Origin of the sequence: Enterococcus pingfangensis (genome assembly GCF_005405205.1) — a bacterium.
Taxonomy (GTDB): Bacteria; Bacillota; Bacilli; order Lactobacillales; family Enterococcaceae; genus Enterococcus_A; species Enterococcus_A pingfangensis.
Genome location: NZ_BJDP01000007.1, coordinates 184,674 through 203,181, shown reverse-complemented (window position 1 = coordinate 203,181; position 18,508 = coordinate 184,674). Strand labels below are relative to the sequence as shown.

11 protein-coding genes and 8 pseudogenes are annotated in these 18,508 nt (G+C 34.3%); 8 read left to right on the top strand and 11 right to left on the bottom strand.

Going from position 1 to position 18,508, the window contains the following annotated elements; translation table 11 throughout:
* Nucleotides 1–136 precede the first annotated feature (136 nt).
* The 3 pseudogenes from FFM63_RS06105 to FFM63_RS06095 form a co-directional block, all read right to left on the bottom strand.
* Nucleotides 137–406, bottom strand: a pseudogene (locus tag FFM63_RS06105) (transposase); the annotation flags it as partial.
* Between the two features lie 83 nt (nt 407–489).
* Nucleotides 490–597: pseudogene (locus tag FFM63_RS06100) on the bottom strand (transposase); the annotation flags it as partial.
* 310 nt (nt 598–907) lie between these two features.
* Nucleotides 908–1,144 (bottom strand): annotated as a pseudogene (locus FFM63_RS06095) (transposase); the annotation flags it as partial.
* A gap of 873 nt (nt 1,145–2,017) precedes the next feature.
* Between FFM63_RS06095 and FFM63_RS06090 the strand changes: the two are divergent.
* From FFM63_RS06090 to FFM63_RS06080, 3 genes are read left to right on the top strand one after another with little or no spacing between them, the layout of a single operon-like run.
* A complete protein-coding gene (locus FFM63_RS06090) occupies nt 2,018–2,968 on the top strand; it encodes a glycosyltransferase family 2 protein (protein WP_137609428.1) in 951 nt (316 codons plus the stop codon).
* A 39-nt stretch (nt 2,969–3,007) separates the two neighbouring features.
* Nucleotides 3,008–4,774 carry a hypothetical protein gene (locus tag FFM63_RS06085; protein ID WP_137609427.1) on the top strand — a complete coding sequence of 589 codons (1,767 nt, stop codon included), beginning with the start codon at nt 3,008–3,010 and terminating at the stop codon, nt 4,772–4,774.
* A gap of 60 nt (nt 4,775–4,834) precedes the next feature.
* The gene (locus FFM63_RS06080; protein ID WP_171000198.1) at nt 4,835–7,576 is read left to right on the top strand and encodes a YfhO family protein; all 2,742 of its coding nucleotides are present in this window, start codon (nt 4,835–4,837) and stop codon (nt 7,574–7,576) included.
* Between the two features lie 49 nt (nt 7,577–7,625).
* Here the strand turns inward: FFM63_RS06080 and FFM63_RS09965 are convergent.
* The 5 genes and pseudogenes from FFM63_RS09965 to FFM63_RS06060 all read right to left on the bottom strand — a co-directional run.
* Nucleotides 7,626–8,063: pseudogene (locus tag FFM63_RS09965) on the bottom strand (transposase).
* A 63-nt stretch (nt 8,064–8,126) separates the two neighbouring features.
* A pseudogene (locus tag FFM63_RS09960) lies at nt 8,127–8,375 on the bottom strand (IS3 family transposase); the annotation flags it as partial.
* A gap of 89 nt (nt 8,376–8,464) precedes the next feature.
* The gene (locus tag FFM63_RS09955; protein WP_246033294.1) at nt 8,465–8,659 is read right to left on the bottom strand and encodes a hypothetical protein; all 195 of its coding nucleotides are present in this window, start codon (nt 8,657–8,659) and stop codon (nt 8,465–8,467) included.
* A gap of 112 nt (nt 8,660–8,771) precedes the next feature.
* Nucleotides 8,772–9,008 carry a hypothetical protein gene (locus FFM63_RS09950; protein ID WP_246033293.1) on the bottom strand — a complete coding sequence of 79 codons (237 nt, stop codon included), beginning with the start codon at nt 9,006–9,008 and terminating at the stop codon, nt 8,772–8,774.
* 180 nt (nt 9,009–9,188) lie between these two features.
* Nucleotides 9,189–9,811: pseudogene (locus FFM63_RS06060) on the bottom strand (transposase); the annotation flags it as partial.
* A 76-nt stretch (nt 9,812–9,887) separates the two neighbouring features.
* Here FFM63_RS06060 and FFM63_RS06055 point away from each other — a divergent pair.
* Nucleotides 9,888–11,050: pseudogene (locus FFM63_RS06055) on the top strand (IS3 family transposase).
* Between the two features lie 131 nt (nt 11,051–11,181).
* On the opposite strand, the pseudogene FFM63_RS06050 reads toward FFM63_RS06055, so the two are convergent.
* The 3 genes and pseudogenes from FFM63_RS06050 to FFM63_RS06040 all read right to left on the bottom strand — a co-directional run.
* Nucleotides 11,182–11,755: pseudogene (locus tag FFM63_RS06050) on the bottom strand (transposase); the annotation flags it as partial.
* Between the two features lie 155 nt (nt 11,756–11,910).
* A complete protein-coding gene (locus FFM63_RS06045; protein ID WP_137609423.1) occupies nt 11,911–12,897 on the bottom strand; it encodes a glycosyltransferase in 987 nt (328 codons plus the stop codon).
* Between the two features lie 19 nt (nt 12,898–12,916).
* Nucleotides 12,917–13,855, bottom strand: a complete 939-nt coding sequence (locus FFM63_RS06040; protein WP_137609422.1) for a lysylphosphatidylglycerol synthase domain-containing protein — start codon at nt 13,853–13,855, stop codon at nt 12,917–12,919.
* Between the two features lie 191 nt (nt 13,856–14,046).
* On the opposite strand from FFM63_RS06040, the gene FFM63_RS06035 reads away from it, so the two are divergent.
* The 4 genes from FFM63_RS06035 to FFM63_RS06020 are packed head-to-tail and all read left to right on the top strand — an operon-like array spanning nt 14,047 to nt 18,498.
* Entirely contained in the window at nt 14,047–14,862 is an 816-nt protein-coding gene (locus tag FFM63_RS06035; RefSeq protein ID WP_137609421.1) for an ABC transporter permease, read from the top strand.
* A 25-nt stretch (nt 14,863–14,887) separates the two neighbouring features.
* On the top strand, nt 14,888–16,174 hold the full coding sequence (locus FFM63_RS06030) for an ABC transporter ATP-binding protein (RefSeq protein ID WP_137609420.1): 1,287 nt from the start codon (nt 14,888–14,890) through the stop codon (nt 16,172–16,174).
* A gap of 1 nt (nt 16,175) precedes the next feature.
* Nucleotides 16,176–17,105, top strand: coding sequence for an SAM-dependent methyltransferase (locus FFM63_RS06025; protein ID WP_212741170.1), 930 nt, complete (start codon nt 16,176–16,178; stop codon nt 17,103–17,105).
* Between the two features lies 1 nt (nt 17,106).
* Complete coding sequence (locus tag FFM63_RS06020) at nt 17,107–18,498, top strand: hypothetical protein (protein ID WP_137609419.1); 1,392 nt, start codon at nt 17,107–17,109, stop codon at nt 18,496–18,498.
* Nucleotides 18,499–18,508 lie beyond the last annotated feature (10 nt).

Sequence of the window (18,508 nt, the reverse complement as noted above, 5' to 3'; positions counted from 1 at the left end):
GATAGAGTGAGATTCTTTTAGAATCAGCGAGTAGAAGTGGTGCGGTGGGAAGCTTTCAGAGGGCCTTATAGGCCGTGACCGGTAAGAGAGGCTTCCAGCCGAAGAGCAAACCACCCGTTTTCACGGGTGGTTATGATTAGCTTAAGATCAATGCACTTCCGTGACGGATCATAATGAGCAGTTTAAAGTTGTAAAAGCTACGAAAGCCATAAACATTTCGCTTCAACACTTCGATATGGTTATTGAGACACTCAAGAGGACCATTTGAATAACTTTGTTGTAAGGCATTTTTGATTTGTGGAAGAAATTTATTGAGCGTTTTCAACGTTATACGATAACTCTCGGGAAGTGCTTCATTGAAGACAAGCAGCGCCTCAAAAGATATTTGATCTCGTTTTTTTACGGCTCTTCGTCAAATCGTGTTGGTGGAGACATATTTGAATAAAAGTGAGTCGTGTATGCGGTGCGTTTTGTGCACCGCATACTTTTTTAGTTTTCAAAGATCAATCCTTGTTGTAAGTAAATTCGTGCGCGAAAATTATAGAAGTTTCGATAACCAAAGGCGATCCGTTTGGTCAATTTAATTTTATTGTTCACACTGGGAAGGTGAATGGACCAATTTTTCTTTGATAAATTGTGCTTGAACGCCGTTACACTCTTTTTATACAAACCATTCTTCATCAAACTATAGTTCTTTATCTGTTAATCCAAATAATTTTCTAGTATGATTATCATTGAGAGACTCCTTTGGTAGGGGAATGTTTTGGTCGACTAAATTTTACCAAATGTGTGTCTCTTTTTTGATTTGGAAAGAAGAAAAAAGTGTTGGTAGAAAATCGGCTTCGATTTTCTACCAACATAAAATATTATAAAACCGTCATTTTTGTGTTGCACTTAAATTATAAATTCAAGGTTCAAAGATCAATTTTTGTTGTAAATAGGTTCGTACTTGAAAGCTATAGAAGTTTCGATAATCAAAGGTGATTCGTTTAATTAATTTGATTTTGTTGTTCAATCTTTCTGTAACACCGTTAGACAGCTTTAATTTGTAGGCATTTGCAGATACCGGAACGATAGCAAAGCTCTGAAAGTTCTTTTTAAACGATTGAGGCAGACTTGGTTCCAAATTTTTGAGTGTTTCTTGTGACCTTAGTTGTTCCACGTGTTATAGCTGAAAGAAATAGGTAAGAAATGAGTTTTCATCACTCTATCCAAGTTGTAAAACGAAAGCTACTAACTAATGTATGATTTATGTAATCAAGCTGAAGCACGGAAAGTGTACCCATTGCTCTCGCTAGACCGTGAATGCATTAATTCGACAATGATAAAAGTATCTTTTTCAAGTGTTTCCAATTAATATGCGGAAATTGTGGCTACTGCTACTTTTTGGCTGATGATCAATAGAAACTGTTGCTAGTTAGTATGGCTATCATTTAATAAATTGCGAAAGGATTTATCTGGAAATTCTAAATGCTCACAATTCACTAAGTGGTCACGATAAGTAGGATGGTGTGAAAAAATGATAGAAATAAAATAACGAAACAGGATGTTTTAGGAGAGACTTTTGTGAAGTCGATTTGTCGAACAAACGATAATAATTTGAATGCCGTATATAAATTTTAAATAGATGAAGTTAATTCTTTTGAATATATCTTGTTTCGTGTAATACTTTCCGTACATGGAAGCTACCTTTACGATTAAAGTGCACTATCTAAATCGTACTAAGCTTGTGCTCATGTTTTTTATGCTCCAAATCCAGGTATATCAAGAGACGTTAGGTCATTTTTATGATTCAGATTTCAGTTGTTAGAAAGCTAGACAAGTATGGTGCCTCATATATTATTACTATGATCAGTTTTTTATGCAAATTCTTTAGGAGACCGCGTATCGAAAAAGTATTGCTTTGAATAACGCTTTGTTTTATATAGTTTTCATTACGTTAATTTAGTAAACGTTGAAATTATTTATCAGGAATGGTATCATGTTTCAGTTAGAATGCATAAAAAGGAGTCTTAGCATGAAATTAATTATTCAAATCCCTTGCTACAATGAAGCTGAAACGTTGGAAATAGCGTTGAATGACTTGCCTAAAAAAATTGATGGTATCGATGAAATTGAAATATTAATAATTAACGATGGCAGCAAAGACAACACAGTTGAAGTAGCTAAGAATTGGGGAGTAAACTATGTCGTCAATTTCAAACGCAATAAAGGACTAGCGAAAGGCTTCATGGCTGGACTAGACGCCTGTTTACGCAATGGGGCAGATATCATTGTGAACACAGATGCTGACAATCAATACGTTGGCGGGGATATCGAAAAATTAGTTCGTCCTATTTTAGATGGTAAGACAGATATTGTGATAGGTGAACGTCCCATCATGACGACAGAACACTTTTCACCATTAAAGAAAAAATTACAAAAATTTGGAAGCTGGGTAGTACGCAAAGCTTCTAACACCGATATTCCTGATGCTCCTAGTGGTTTTAGAGCATATAGTCGTAATGCTGCGATGCAATTGAATGTAACAAATGAATACACATATACTTTAGAAACGATTGTTCAAGCTGGACGTAATAAGATTGCACAAATGTCCGTACCTATTCGAACTAACGACGAATTGCGCCCATCACGTTTGTTTTCCAGTATGTTTGGCTATATAAAGAAGTCGATTTTGACGATTCTTCGCGCATTTATGATGTACAAACCATTGCGTTTCTTTTCTCTATTCGGTGGTATTATCTTCGCTTTCGGCGCTTTGATAGGTATTCGTTTCTTGTTCTTTTTCTTCCAAGGCACAGGAAATGGACATATTCAATCATTGATCTTAGCAAGTACACTAATGATGATAGGTTTTCAAACTTTCGTGATTGGACTGCAAGGAGATATGATTGCTGCCAATCGTAAGCTTTTAGAAGACATCCAATCTCGTGTACGCAAGATGGATTATGACGGTGATAAGAAATAGAGATTTTAAATGGTATTAACTGTTCAAGGAGATTATAAAATGAAAAGAGCTTTATCGCATAGGTTTTTTAGGAAGAAAAGTAATCTGATATTGTTTAGTGTAATATTACTTTTTACGTTAGTTCGTATCTTAATTCAGATGAAAATTCCGCCAATCACTTTTGCTGGTGGTGGTGTAGATGAACATGTTTTTGTTATGCAAGCGACAGAATTTATTAAGGGAAACTGGTTTGGCAACTATAATTCGTCAACTTTGGTAAAAAATCCAACATATTCTTTTTTCTATATCCTAATTTATAAATTTGCAATTTCCTATTCATTAGCGCTGATTTCATTATATATATTTGCGATAGTTTTATTACTTATAGCATTAGCTCCAATTATAAAAAATAAGTATTATCGTACATTTGCGTATTTATTTCTTTTATATTCTCCAGTAATGATGGATAAAAAATTTGGTCTGCGTTTGTATCGAGATGCGTTATTGACACCTTTGGTTTTTTTAGTTCTAGGTAGTGTTATTGGTTTATTTTTATACCGAAACAAATCAAAATGGATTTCTTTGCTGTGGTCTATTTCTGCTGGGATATCTTATCTTACTTTCTATTATTTACGTGAAGATAGTATTTGGCTTAAACCTTTTTTTTATGTGGCATTGATTATCACTTTACTATTTGTTTTGTTTAGTAAATTTAATATAAAAGCTAAGTTGATTCACATAACTATTTTGTTAATTCCTATTCTTATATTCCAAGGGGGGACATCACTTCTTAGTTATCAGAATTTGAAACATTATGGTATTTATGCTGTAAACGATCATACACAAACTAGTTTTGGAAATGTAATTACAGATCTAGTTTCAATTGATGATGGAACGAGTCAAACGTATATTTGGGTCCATGAGAGTGCTTTACGACAGGCAATGGAAGTTTCTCCTACATTGAAAAAATTAGAAGAACAATTTGATTCATTTTACATTCCTAATTCAACGCTTACTACTAAAATTGATAGTGAGAGTCAAGCAGAAATTTTTAGTGGTAAAATAGTTTGGTTATTGAGATTAGCTGTGGAGAGAGCTGGTCTTGGATACAAACAGGAAATTTTGGTTAATGGGGAGACGGTTAAAGGTGGAAAAGCAACAAATGATTTTTACACTGCTGTTCATAAAGAGTTAACAGAAGCTTTTAAAGTGGGGCAATTAAAAAAGAGATCTGCGGGTATTGCGGTTTCACAATCGGCTCCTACAAAGACTATCGCTAGTATTTTGGAAAACGTCATTCCTAAAATGCTTTATACTGCTAAAGAGACAATTATGTATACTGAATACTACGTGGATAATGGAATTAGTCAAGTTAGTGGGAGCGTAGATGCAGTCAGGGAAATTGAGACTTTGATAAATACTCCTTTGAATTATCCTATTGGTTCCGCTCAATCAGCCCATAATCGTCCAGTTACAGCAATGATTAGACGCATAAATAGCATCATGTCAATTTATAAATATTCTAGTATTCTAGTTACTATTTTGTCTATGAGTGGATTTGCTTACGCTGTTATTTCTATGTTTAGAAAAGCATATGAAGATAAATTTTTTGCTATCTCAGTAATTTCTTTAGGATTATTTCTATCATATATTATTCTTCTACTAGGTGTTTCTTGGGCATACTCTTGGGTTTCAGGAGAAACGATGAATCGACTTTATTTTTATAGTAGTGGAACTATTCCTGTTCTCCAATTAATATATATATTATGCGGTTACTCTTTTATAGAAATGACTCTGAATTTAATAAAAAAATTAAAGATAAAATAATATGTTCTCTCTGAATCTATAATTTTTAAAGAGAATGTAATGTATCTAATGGAGACATATATGAACAAAAATGTGAATCGTTTACGAAAAAAAAATAGTAGGTTTGGTTATAGAAAATTATTCATCCCGGTAGGTATGATCATTCTATTTGGTATTTTATATTCGTCAATCATTTTTGGTGACTGGAAGTTATCATTTGCTAATCTAATGTATTTATTTGAGCCTTTTAAAAGCTTAAATGTTGGTACTTCTGGTCCCTTATTATCAGATCCTGCTGATAATGTATATCCTATAGCTTACACATCAATTCATAAAGTGATGTTTTCTGGGTGGCTATCCACACTAGGAATTGGTGCTCCTCAGAGTATGACTTTATATTTGTTCTTTTTAAACTATCTCTATCTTTTGCCGTTCGATATTGCTCCTTTAATAGTGTCAATCGTAAAAGTTCTGATTGCTTTTATCTCTATGAATCTATTGATGAAGCGATGGGGGTATACCAGGATAGGAGCTTTCATTTCTGCTGTTTCTTTTGCTTTATGCTCTACAATGGTTATGTGGCATGGTTGGCCACACTCAGAAGTAACGATGCTTGCCCCATTAATTTTTCTGTTTTTAGACTTATTGTTGGAGAAAATTAAGATAAGCTATATTGTGGGTGGAGCAATTGTAATTTTTTGTATGTTGGTTGCTGGGATGCCAACATATACAGCATATTTTATGTATTTACTTGGTTGTTACGTCTTATATTATGGTGTATCGTATCATTGGAGAAATAAAAAAAGATTATTAGTCTATTTTGTTAGCTTCGCATTATGTATAATTTTAGGTGCATTGTTGTCATTACCGTATACTGCAGAACTACTGCAAACTGTTGGTGGAAATGGATATAATGAATCACGTAAAGGGCTGGCAGCGGCAAAATTGGACTGGTCCTATTTACGGACATTATTCTATCCATATATTAGAAATGATTTATCCATCCACATAAATGAGGCGACTCTATATACGGGTATATTATCGGTTATTACATTGCCTTTTTCCTTTTTTAATATCAAAAAAAAGTCTCGTAGCTTGTTTTTTTTCATTGCATTAATAATTCTAATTTTTTTAGTATTTTCAAACTTGCTTTATCCATTGTATCAACATCTGCCACTGATTAATACTTCGATTCGTTATCGCTTGATAGTGCTTATTAATTTCAGTCTATCAATTTTGTTTGGGGCAAATATAGATGATTTTTTCAAAAATATTGAAGATTATAGAAGAATGATATGGAGATCCATAGCGATAGTTACATCATCATTGGTAATCTATTATATCGGTGTATCCAAGATTTCTAATTATGATTTGAGTAATTCGCTAATGAGTCAAGTTGTTCGGATTAGAATAATTGTTCTTATTTATGTCATAGTTAGCGTGGTGACTTTATTGATTAAAAGTCGCCTTCTTGCTCAAATAGGTGGACTAATAATTGCATTATTAGTTATTATCGATATGGGAACCTTCGGGAATTATTATTTACCTCTGGTCAAAGATAATGCTAGCGTCATACCTACGGCTACGGACAGTTTAAAGTATTTAGAAAAAAATACAAAAAAACAGGAGAAGATAGCACCATTAGGTGATTGGACATTCTTTGCATCTAGTAATATGTATTATAACTTACGAGATATTAGGGGGCATAATTTTGTATATACCAATGCTGATATGCATTCCTATTACACAGCAATTGATAAGTCAGCGTATACAACGCCGACCAATATTGCGTTCCATTCTTTTGATAATGAAAATTTACTTAAATACATGGGTGTCAAATATACTGTTTCTTCTTTAGCAGATCAAGCTGATCGTTCTGCATCTATCGGTGGTATGACTCCAGTAAGTGAAATTCACAAAGGGATAGAGATAACTCAATCTTTTACTGCTAGTAAGAATTATCTTTCAACAATTCAATTAATGGTGGGTACTTATAATACAAAGTTTAGAAGTGATCAACAAGTTCGTATTCAAATTATTGATTCTATAAGTAAGAAAGTATTGAGAGAAACTGAAACATCTTTGGGAAATCAAGCAGATAATAGTTATATGATATTTTCTTTTGATTCAATAAACGATTCTAAAGATAAGTCATATGACGTGCAAATTACGACAAATGTTGAAGTTCCACAAAAAATTACTTTTTATGCAAGTAATGAAAAAAATTATACTGGAGATATTTCGATAGAGGGTTTTAGAGGAAATCTCGTTTTGCTACCTTTTTATACTAAATCTGATATGAGAATTGGAGATGATGAGCTTGTTGTGAAAGAAATTGGTGAGTATTCCAATCAAATTCAGTTAACTGATCAAATTGCTATTAAAGATACAGATAAAGAAGTACTTTCTTCAATGAAAGAAAATTATAGTGGCGATGTTGCGTATTTCAGTAAAGAACATCCTATTCCCGATATTAGAAGTAATGTACCTTTAAGTGATACTGAGAAAATTAATCGAGTTAAAAACAAGAATAACGGTACTATTACATTTGATGCTTCAGTTAATGAAGATCGTATTGTCTTGATTAATGAATATAATGATGGTAATTGGAGTGCATATATTGATGGGAAAGAAGTAGAGGTGTTTAAGGGAAATTATCTATTTCGGGGAATTATAATCCCAAAAGGATCACATAAAATTGAAGTTAGATATAAAAATTCGTCATTAAAAAAAGCTTTTCTTATATTTTGGGGAACGTTAATTTTCATATTACTTTTGCTTGTATTTAAAAAAAGACTGGAAAGATTTGTCAATTTGAAGTGAGACCCAATAGTTAGACCGTGTACCGACTAGAAAAATCTGGTCGGTTTTTTTATGCGGTCATTCGTTTATGATACTGAATCGGGCTACACCCGAGCTTCGTCTTAATTCGGCGATGATTATAATAATCAATCTACTCCTCAATTGTCTGTTTCAAATTTTCGAAACTTATATACTCAACACCATGATACATTTCTTGCTTTAATAAACCGAAGAAGTTTTCCATCAGTGAGTTATCGAGACAATTGTATTTTCTTGACATACTTTGAAATATCTTTTCATCTGTTAGTGGTTTCCTATAGCGCTTCAATTGATACGCACTGCCTTGATCTAAATGGAATATTCGGCGATAGGGACAATCGGTAGGGCGGTCAATGGCTTCTTTTTGAGCGTCAAGTATAGCTTTTATATTAGGTCTTTCTGAAATTTGATAGGATAAAATTTTACCATTAAACATATCAAGAAATGGATCAAGATGCGGCTTTTTGATGACTGTTTTTCCGGTTTTATCCCGTTAGTAATACTTGAATTCAGAGATATTTGTGGTAATCTTCTAATGTGAAACAGATGTATGGAATCGACGATGGATTCGATTTCTCGCGACTTGTCCAATCGTTCCTTTGTAGGAACTGTACTTCCGAGATTTGGGCGTAAATTTTGTGCTTTTCAGTCCAAGTTTGCGGATGATTCGCCGGATTTTCTTCTGATTTACTTTTAGTCCCTGTATGTTCAAAGCGAGTTGAATCCAATGATACCCATAATTTCCATGATTCTCTTCGAAAATTCTGAGGATCATTTTCTCTAGTTCCGCATCCGGATTTTCACGATCTAATCATTTTTGCCAATACATATAGGTTGCTTCAGGGAATTTCGTTGTCTCAAGAAGAATCGTTAATCGGAATTCTTTTCGGAGTTCATGGATGATTCGTGCGTCTCGTTCTTGAGTCGATCCGGGATAGGCATCCCTAAAGCTCGGAGCTTTTTTACAAAGGCCAGTTCTACCCGAAGCAGTTCATTCTCTCGTTCCAGTTCTTGTTCGCGTGTGAGTGATTTTTTTGGTGCTTGTTTCTTCTTTTTCTTTGTCATTGTAGGTCTTCCTTTCGGTTTCGGTGAAAGACCTGCAATGCCTTCGCGTTGAAGCTTCTGATGCCAGCTCTGGAGTAAGTCACCAGAGGGCAAGCCGTAGTTCAACGCGGCGTCACTGCTCGTCAAGTAATAGTGTATGGCATCTTGCTTGAATTGAGAAGAATAAGTTTGTTTGCCTTTCCTTCGATTTAGAGCGCTGAAGCCAAGCAAGCTCAACAGTTTCCACCCATTTTTCTATTGTCGACTCAGCCGGACTGCCGAAGCGCCGAGTCAGCGTTGTAAAGCCACCTTCACTCTTCTGATACGCTTCAACAACGTACTTTTTAAAAATATAATCATATTTAGTCATTAACCCCCCCTAAGTTAGATCTTTGGTCTAACTTAGGGGGCGCGCTTCAATTATAATATACAATTTAAAGTGTAGATTTAAAGGTAGAGAAAAGTGGATCTCATCAAATCGTGTTGGTGGAGACATATTTGAATAAAAGTGAGTCGTGTATACGGTGCGTTTTGTGCACCGCTTACTTTTTTAGTTTTCAAAGATCAATCCTTGTTGTAAGCAAATTCGTGCGCGAAAATTATAGAAGCTTTGATAACCAAGGGAGATCCGTTTGATCAATTTAATTTTATTGTTCAATCCTTCAGTAATGCCATTCGGCAGCATTACTTTAAGTCACTGGCGATACCTGACAAACACATGGAACTTCTTCTTAAAAGAAGAAGGCAACGCTGGATCTATCGTTTGTAAGGGGGGGGTTAACCCCTTCGAAATCCCGCTTTGTGAAATAGTAGCGCAGGAGTTGGACGAACGAATGGGCTTTTCACGGCTCTTCACTATAACTCAATAGTTCATCAAAGATCTCTGTCTGACTGATTTCTTTTTTTGAAAAGTCGATGATACTGCCATTTAAGCTGTTCTAGTTTATTCGAATCCTTTAATAAGAGTTTCCAATATCGTTTCAGCCGTCGGTATTTCTTTTGATTTTCAGAACGAGAATCACGAAAGCGATTCAGGATCTGTACACGCAATTGATTAAGGCTCCGGTTGATGTGTTGCACGATATGAAAACGATCGGTCACTATCTGCGCATTCGGAAAGACAGTTTTAAGCAGCTGACAATAACTAGCGTTCATATACATCACTAAGTACTTGTCCTGAATCGGCTACACTAGACTAGACAGAAAAAATAAGGTGTGTAGAATAGAAAAAAACACTGGAGGAATTTTCATGTCAAGACGTCAACGAAGAACCTATTCAAAGGAGTTTAAACAACAGGTAGTCAATCTTTATTTAGCTGGAAAATCTCGATCAGAAATTATTCGTGAATATGAATTGACCGGCTCTGCTTTTGATAAATGGGTCAAGCAGGCAGAAACCACCGGTTCTTTCAAGGAAAAAGATAATTTGAGCCCTGAACAAAAAGAATTGATTACCCTGCGTAAACGAAACCAACAACTAGAAATGGAAAATGATATTTTAAAGCAGGCAGCGCTGATATTCGGACGAAAAGACAAGTAATTGATGCCAATAAGCACAAATACTCGATATCAGCGATGTGTAAAGTTTTGGACATCTCCCGCCAAACATATTATTATCAGCCAAAATCCGTAAAAAATGAAGCAGAATTAGAAAAAGCTATAACCGAAGAATTTATTCGTACCCGCAAGGCATATGGCACACGAAAATTAAAATAAGTCTTAGCCAACCGAGAAATTCAAGTAAGCCGCCGGAAAATCGGTCATATCATGAAACAACGAGGATTAAAATCAAGCTACACATCGGCTCATTTTAAACATCATTCTTCCACATGCAACGAAGCCAAGACAGCAAATGTTTTAGCCCGTGATTTTTTGGAAAAACAGCTGCTGGAAGCGATCGTTACTGATTTAATCTATGTTCGAGTTGGCAAGAAATGGCATTATATTTGTGTGATTCTCGATTTATTTAACCGAGAAATCATTGGCTATTCTTGTGGAGAGAAAAAAGACACAAGTCTGGTTAACCGCGCATTTAGCTGAATCTCTTATCCATTGATCTAAGTATAGCTCTTTCATACGGATTATGGGAAAGAATTTAATAATCAAACCTTTGAAAAAATTCTTGAAGCTTTTGCTATTACCCGCTCTTTAAGTAAAAAAGGCTGTCCTAATGACAATGCAGTAGCGGAATCAACGTATAAATCGATGAAGATGGAATTTGTTCATCAGATTTATTTTGAATCGTTGGCACACTTAGAATTGGAGTTATTTGATTATGTGCATTGGTGGAACCATCTACGACTGCATGGAACCTTGGGGTACGAGACACCGATTGGGTTCCGTTATCAGAGATTGGCGAAGCGGACCCTTGATAATGAGCTCGGATATGATAACTCGAGTGAGGCAGCTTGATTCACTTGAATAAGCTCCTGCCGCAAAGAATCATATCCGAGAAGGCTCGTTGTCAAGGGCAATCGGAGTAATAATACGAAGGAAAAAGCAACACCTTATAATTTTTGTCAAAAAAGTGTTGCCATTTCATCCTTTAAACGGACCTTTCTAGGGTAACGCATGAAATAGTGGGTCAACTTAGACAGTCTACGGTCCTCGAGTATGATGAACAATTTATTTGTCGTCCCATCCACACAAATAAAACTCATGGAGCCATTGACTGACTTCTCGTAATATTCGTGTGATCGTTCCATCTGAGACAAAGTATTTCTTGGCGATTAATTTTCGTGATTGGTTCTCATATAATTCCTTAAGGATCGCATGCTTTAGTTCTTTTGTTAGTTGATGATGTGCATCCACCAAGTCTGTTTTCGTAGAAAATGAAATGTTTGGCCGCAATCATGGCAGAGAAAGCGACTGCGTTTCAATTCTAAAAGGATTAGTTTTTCTTTGAATTTCACCAGCTGAGAGCGTGTCATATAAGAACTGTTACGAATGATGTGAACAGATCCGCATTGTTCACACTGGGAGGGAAGGTGAATGGCCCAATCTTCCCTTGATAAATTGTGCTTGAACGCCTTTATACTCTTTTTCTACAAACCATTCTTCATCAAACTGTAATTCTTTATCTGTTAATCCAAGTAATTTTCTAGTATGATTGTCCATTGAGAGACTCCTTTGGTAGGGGAATGTTTTGGTCGACTAAATTTTACCAAATGTGCGTCTCTTTTTGATTTGGAAAGAAGAAAACAGTGTTGGTAGAAAATCGGCTTCGATTTCCCACCAACACAACATATTATAGAACCAAAATAGTTTTATATTTATTTATCGGCTATATTTTCAATTAGAAGGGCTAATTTTTTTGGATTTCCTCTTTCGACGAAGTGGATAGATTCTGTATCATGATAGAGTTCATGGTTTGCTGCAGAATCACCTAAAATAATAGGCTTATCCATTGCAAGGTAAATGTATGTTTTACCGGCTATTGTGCGATCGGCTTTACCAACAGTAGCGCTAAAGTGACCAGATAAAGCTAGGTCTGCTTGATTGATTTTTTTTGCTAAATCATTTTGCGACAACCAAGGAATGAATTCTGCGTTAGGGTAATCAACTTTTTGTATGTCAAATTTTTTCTTAATAGGACCAATGATTGTAAAGTGAATATGTTGATTATTTTTTAATAGCTGGATCGATTCTAATACGATATCAATTCCTTGAACAGGAAGAATACTTCCAAAATAAACAACTTCAAATTTTTCGTTGGGTTTTCTAGGTTTTGGATGGTAGATAGAGGTATCAGCAATTATATATAAAACAGTGATTCTATCTTTAGGATAATCAAACTCTTCAGCAAAGTATATACCGTGAGCTTTTGTGTCTGCCACTACATAATCAGCTTTATGAATAGTTCGTTTATCTAAATAATGTAATATCCTAGCTATAAAGGATTCTACGCTGACTTTTTTCCGATCATCTACTAAAGTATCGTAGAAGGAAATAAAAAAATCAAAAATAATTAGTTTCTTTTTAGGAAATAGCCAGAAGAATGGAAATAATAGTTGAGGTGCGAACCCAATAAATAGAGTATCAAAAGATCCTATTTTTAACTGTGGTAATAAGTTGATGTAGACATAAAAAAGCCGAAAAAGATAATTTTTTGAAGGAGAACAGATAACCTTCAGTTCACTAGATAACTCTGTGAGCCACTTGATTTCTTGCGTATTTCTTATATAGTCTAAATTTTTGGTAGAGACAAATAATATTTTTTTATTTTTTAAATCAGCTTCTAGAGTAATAATAGTTTTCAAAAAAACTCCTCCTTTTATTTTAGCGATTGATTTTTTTGCCATACTCATAAAATTTGACAAAACCGAAAGCTAATACATCAGCTATCGTTAAAAGTACACGCATGATCACCATTGAAAAGGTGATAGTAGAAGTATTGATTAAACCGCCAGTAACCCCCACCATGACAGCTTCTTTGATACCGATGCCTGCGGGTGCTCCTGGTGTAATGAACCCAACTAACCATGCTAATGTATTTGCTGAGAAGAGATTTATGAAAAGCGAAGGCGTTAGTGGAATGTCTAAGATAAACATTATGACTAACATGTACATTAGGCTAGAGACCATCAAGATAACGACATAATAAAACAAACAGATAAAAATCTTTTTTAGACTTTTTTTCGTAAATAGATAGTCTTGTTTTTTAATCAAAGACAGTATTTTTTTTCTGAAAATAAATAATATAATTGCAATGATAATCACTAAAATTAAGATTCCGAGAGATAACAGATGGGCCCATGCATTTTCCTGTATAGAAGACCAAATAAAATTAAATAGAAAGATAATAGAAATCAGGCTTGCCGCGATAACGGTCATTAAAATATCTAAAAAGGTTGCTGTAGCAACTTTTATATGTGGAAGATCTTTTTTAATAGCAAGTTCATTACGCCCAACAAACTGGAAGACATTACCAGGAACATATTTCATTAAGTTTGACTTCACGTAAACTGGAATCGTTTCACTAAAAGGAATTGGAATATTTGTCATCATCTCTACTAACGTTTTCCATGGAAAAGCATTTGTGATGACGATAATCGATTGTACAATGACTACAATTGAAATTGATAGAATGTTTTTAGTTTTAAATAGGCTCTGATAGTCGACATCGTTACGCATCAATTTTCGTAAGATAAAGACAACAGCTATGATAGTAACAACATTGCCAATGATTTTTAAATATTTATTAACTTGTTTCTTCACTCCAAAACCCCCAAGCTTTTTATATAGCCAATTAATTCTACCCTTTTTTTTAGATGAAGCAAAGAGAATTTGAGAATGTTTTACTTTTTGCTATAGAATTATTAAGGATCTTGAAGTAGATTTGTTTGTATAGATTATTAGTGATATAATTCTGTGATGTATTTCTTAAAATATATAATAGGTGGGTTTGTATGCTTACAAAAATAACGTCAACATTTAGAGAACTTTATCAGAATCGAAAACTATTAATGACCCTAGCAAAAAATGATTTTAAAACAAAATATGCTGGATCATATTTAGGAATCATTTGGGCGTTTGTACAACCGATTATCACGATTCTAGTTTATTGGTTTGTTTTTGGTAATATTTTTCAGACGGGTTCTGATCGAGGGGCACCCTATGTCTTATGGTTGATTACGGGCTTGGTGCCGTGGTTCTTTGTCCAAGAAGGTATTGTATCGGGGATGAATGCTTTCATCGAGTATAATTACTTAGTGAAAAAAGTTGTATTTAAAATCAGTATCTTGCCTTTAGTCAAGGTAATTTCTGCTTTTGCGGTTAATCTATTCTTTATTTTTTTTGTATTGATATTGTACTTAGCGTATGGGTTCGTGCCAGATTTTTATTTCTTACAAATTGCCTACTATGCATTCTGTCTATTTACATTAGTAGTAGCTGTTTCCTATATTACAAGTTCCATCGTAGTCTTTTTTCGTGATTTGAATCAAATCGTTAACATTGTTCTTCAAATCGGGGTTTGGATGACACCAATTATGTGGTCATTTTCGGATCTTAATATTGATCCTAATGGAAAAATCGCAACACTATTAAAATTAAATCCCGTGTATTACATCGTGAATGGTTATCGAACATCCCTTATTGATAAAATCGGTTTTTGGGAATTTCCCGCTCTATCCTTGTACTTTTGGGTGGTAACGTTAGCACTGCTTATTATCGGTTTGTTACTATTTAAGAAATTGAAGATTCATTTTGCAGATGTATTATAAGATACAAATAAGGAGCGACTTTACAATGAGTGATACTGCAATTACAGTTAAAAATTTAAACAAGTTATATAAGTTATATGGAAAACCAATGGATCGGTTAAAAGAATCTTTGGGAATGAAAGTTAAGCATAGTGAACACTATGCTTTGAAAAACGTAAATTTTGAGATTTATAAAGGTGAAACTGTAGGAATTATAGGAACAAATGGTTCTGGAAAATCTACATGTTTGAAAATCATTACAGGTGTATTGAATCAAACATCAGGGTCAGTTGAGGTGAATGGACGAATTTCTGCGTTACTGGAGTTAGGCGCAGGCTTTAATCCAGAGTATTCGGGGATTGAAAATGTCTACTTAAATGGAACAATGATCGGATTTAGCCGAGAAGAAATCGATGAAAAACTGGAAAGTATTTTAGAATTTGCAGATATCGGTGATTATATTTATCAACCGGTTAAATCGTATTCAAGCGGTATGTTTGTTCGGCTGGCTTTTGCAGTAGCAATCAATATCGATCCAGAAATCTTAATTGTTGATGAAGCTTTATCTGTAGGGGATGTTTTTTTTCAAGCAAAGTGTTTCAAAAAGATTGATGAATTTCGTAAACAAGGGAAGACGATTCTTATAGTGAGTCATGATTTAAGCAGTATTACAAAATATTGCGATCGAGTTGTTTTGCTGGATCAAGGAATCAAACTTGCAGAAGGATCCTCAAAAGATATGGTGGATTTGTTTAAACGTGTTCTGGTCAAACAACAAGAAGATCCAACAATCACCGAAGAAGATTTGACCTCTGAGAAAGAAAGAGATGTTCGTCGTGAGGAAGTAGACGATGAATGGGAAAAACCATTTTCACTTAACCCTGACCTACTAGAATATGGCAATCATGAAGCAAAAATAATCGATTTTACAATTTTAGATGAAAATGGAATTCCTTCAAATGCAATTGAAAAATTCTCTGATTTTACGGTCAAAATGAAGGTTAAGTTCTTCAAAAAAATTGAAGATGCCATTTTTGCCATCACAATTAAAGATTTGAAAGGCACTGAAATTACAGGAACAAATACGATGTTTGAAAATGTAGAAATAGAGACGCACCTTGAGAATAGTATTGTTGAGATTTCATTTAAGCAGCAAATGCTTATTCAGGGCGGAGAATATTTATTATCATTAGGCTGTACCGGCTACCCTAAAGGAGAGTTTGATGTTTATCACAGACTTTACGATATTTGTGGAATAACTGTAGTATCTTCCAAAGACACAGTTGGTTTTTATGATATGGACTCTAAGATTGAAGTAAAGGAAGTCGAATAACTTGCAGAAACAAAAACAAACTTATATTGGCAAGGTAGAAATTGATGAAACGTTGTACCCTGGAAAAGATTTATACACTGATGGTGTGATTGAAGATCGTTTGTTAGAAATTGTTAAAAACTATCCTGAATCTGAATTAAACCAGGTAATTGAGGAAAGCAATGATTGGGCTATTCTATATCATTTATCACATGTTAGAAAAAATATTATAGAATGGTTACCGATTTCTAAAACTGATTCAGTATTAGAAATTGGTTCTGGTTGCGGTGCTATGACAGGAACATTGAGTACAAAAGCTAAAAAAGTTGACTGTATTGATTTGTCAAAAAAAAGAAGTTTGGTAAATGCATACCGCAATCAAGAGTGTGAGAATATCTCAATTAAATTAGGAAATTTTCAAGATTTGGAAAAGACTTTGACACAAAAATATGATTGGATTACATTGATTGGTGTTTTTGAATATGGAAAAGGTTACATTGATTCTTCTCAACCATATCACGATTTTTTAAAAATTGTTAAACGTCATCTAAATCCCGGTGGGAAAATCGTGATTGCAATTGAAAATCGCTTAGGTATGAAGTACTTTGCTGGAGCAACAGAAGATCATTCAGGCCTTTTTTTTGATGGTATAGAAGGGTACCGCAATGGTGGTATTGCAATGACTTTTTCAAAAGCTGAATTAGAAGAACTTTTTTCTATAACCGGATTTTTGAAACGTCAATTCTATTACCCGTATCCAGATTATAAATTGCCTTTGGTCATTTACTCGGATGATTATCTTCCGAAGGTCGGAGATTTGCATACCCAACAGAATTTTGATCGGATGCGTATGAGTCTATTCGATGAGAATAAAGCTTTCGACACCATAGCTGCCAACAATCAATTTCCGCTTTTTTCTAATTCCTTCTTAGTGATTTTGGAGGGTGAATAATATGTCTGAAAGAATTATTTTTAGTAAGTATTCCAATGAGCGGGCTAGCCAGTTTTCAGTCCGAACAGATATTGTGAAGGATGGTAATCTTCGGGAAGTTGTTAAAACGGCACTTTTTCCTCAAGGAAGGCAGCATATTAAACATATTTATGATATTTCAAAAAAATTGGAAAAACAATATGAAGGTTCTAAGTTTTCCGTCAATCGATGTCGGTTAGAAGGGGAATCTTTGAGATTTGAATATTTAGAAGATGAAACACTAGAAAATTATCTGAATCTCCTGATTAGGCAGAATCGTTTTACTGATTTTGAACAATTACTTTCACAATATGTAGATGAATTTAAACAATCAGGCGAAAATTTTCCTTTTGAAATGACGCCAGAATTTAAAAAAGTTTTCGGAAATGTTGAATTTATTCGTCATTATCAAACTAAAGCTGTTACAAATATAGATGCGATGACCAGTAATACTTTCCTAGCAGAATGCTGGGAAATGATTGATTATGAATGGTCTTTTGTATTTCCAATCCCAATTGAATTTGTTGTTTATCGTATTGTCCACTATTTTACTCATACAAGTCCGTTTACGCAAGAATTGTTAAGTAGAGATATATACCAAAAAATGGGGATTTCTGTTGCAGAAATGGAGATTTTCAATCAAATGGAAGAACATTTTCAACAGATTTACCTGATGAAGGATATTGTAACTAATCGTCTATTTGTTCCAATTCGGGAAATGCACCAATCTATTTCTCCAGGTTCAATAGAAATCCGTCCACTCTTTGATGCTGCAGCCGCGGCTCATCAAGCGAGATTACAAATGTTCTATCGGATGAATGATGATTATTCTGAAGAAAACTCTTCTTTTAAAGCGTATAAAACTGATCAAATGGTTAAGATGATTTTTGATCTACCTGATGGTACTAATCAGATCCGTATTGACCCGGCAGAACATCCGTGTCTTGTTGAAGATCTAAAAATTCTGGATGATGATGGGAATTTACTTCAATTATCTTCACACAATGGTGAAAGTATTGATGCTAATAAAGTTTTATTTCTACATGGAGACCCGCAATTCTATCTAGACATTACCAATATAAAAAAAGTATCAATAACATTTAAAATCTCTATTTTTGTTCCGAGCACCGCTGCAAACTATCGGTATGTTGATTCAGCACTGACTTTAATTAATCAAGAGAAAACCAGTGTGAAACTTTTACGGAAAGAAAAAGAAGCTTTAATGGAAAAAATGTCTCAAGTAATCCTCCGGAAAACTCAGGAACAACAAGAACTACAAGAAACTGTTAATCATCTGGATACTGTCATATCTAATATGAGAAGTACTAAGGTTTGGAAAGCATATCAAAAGTATTTAAAATTGCGCAATAAATAAAATTGTGCTT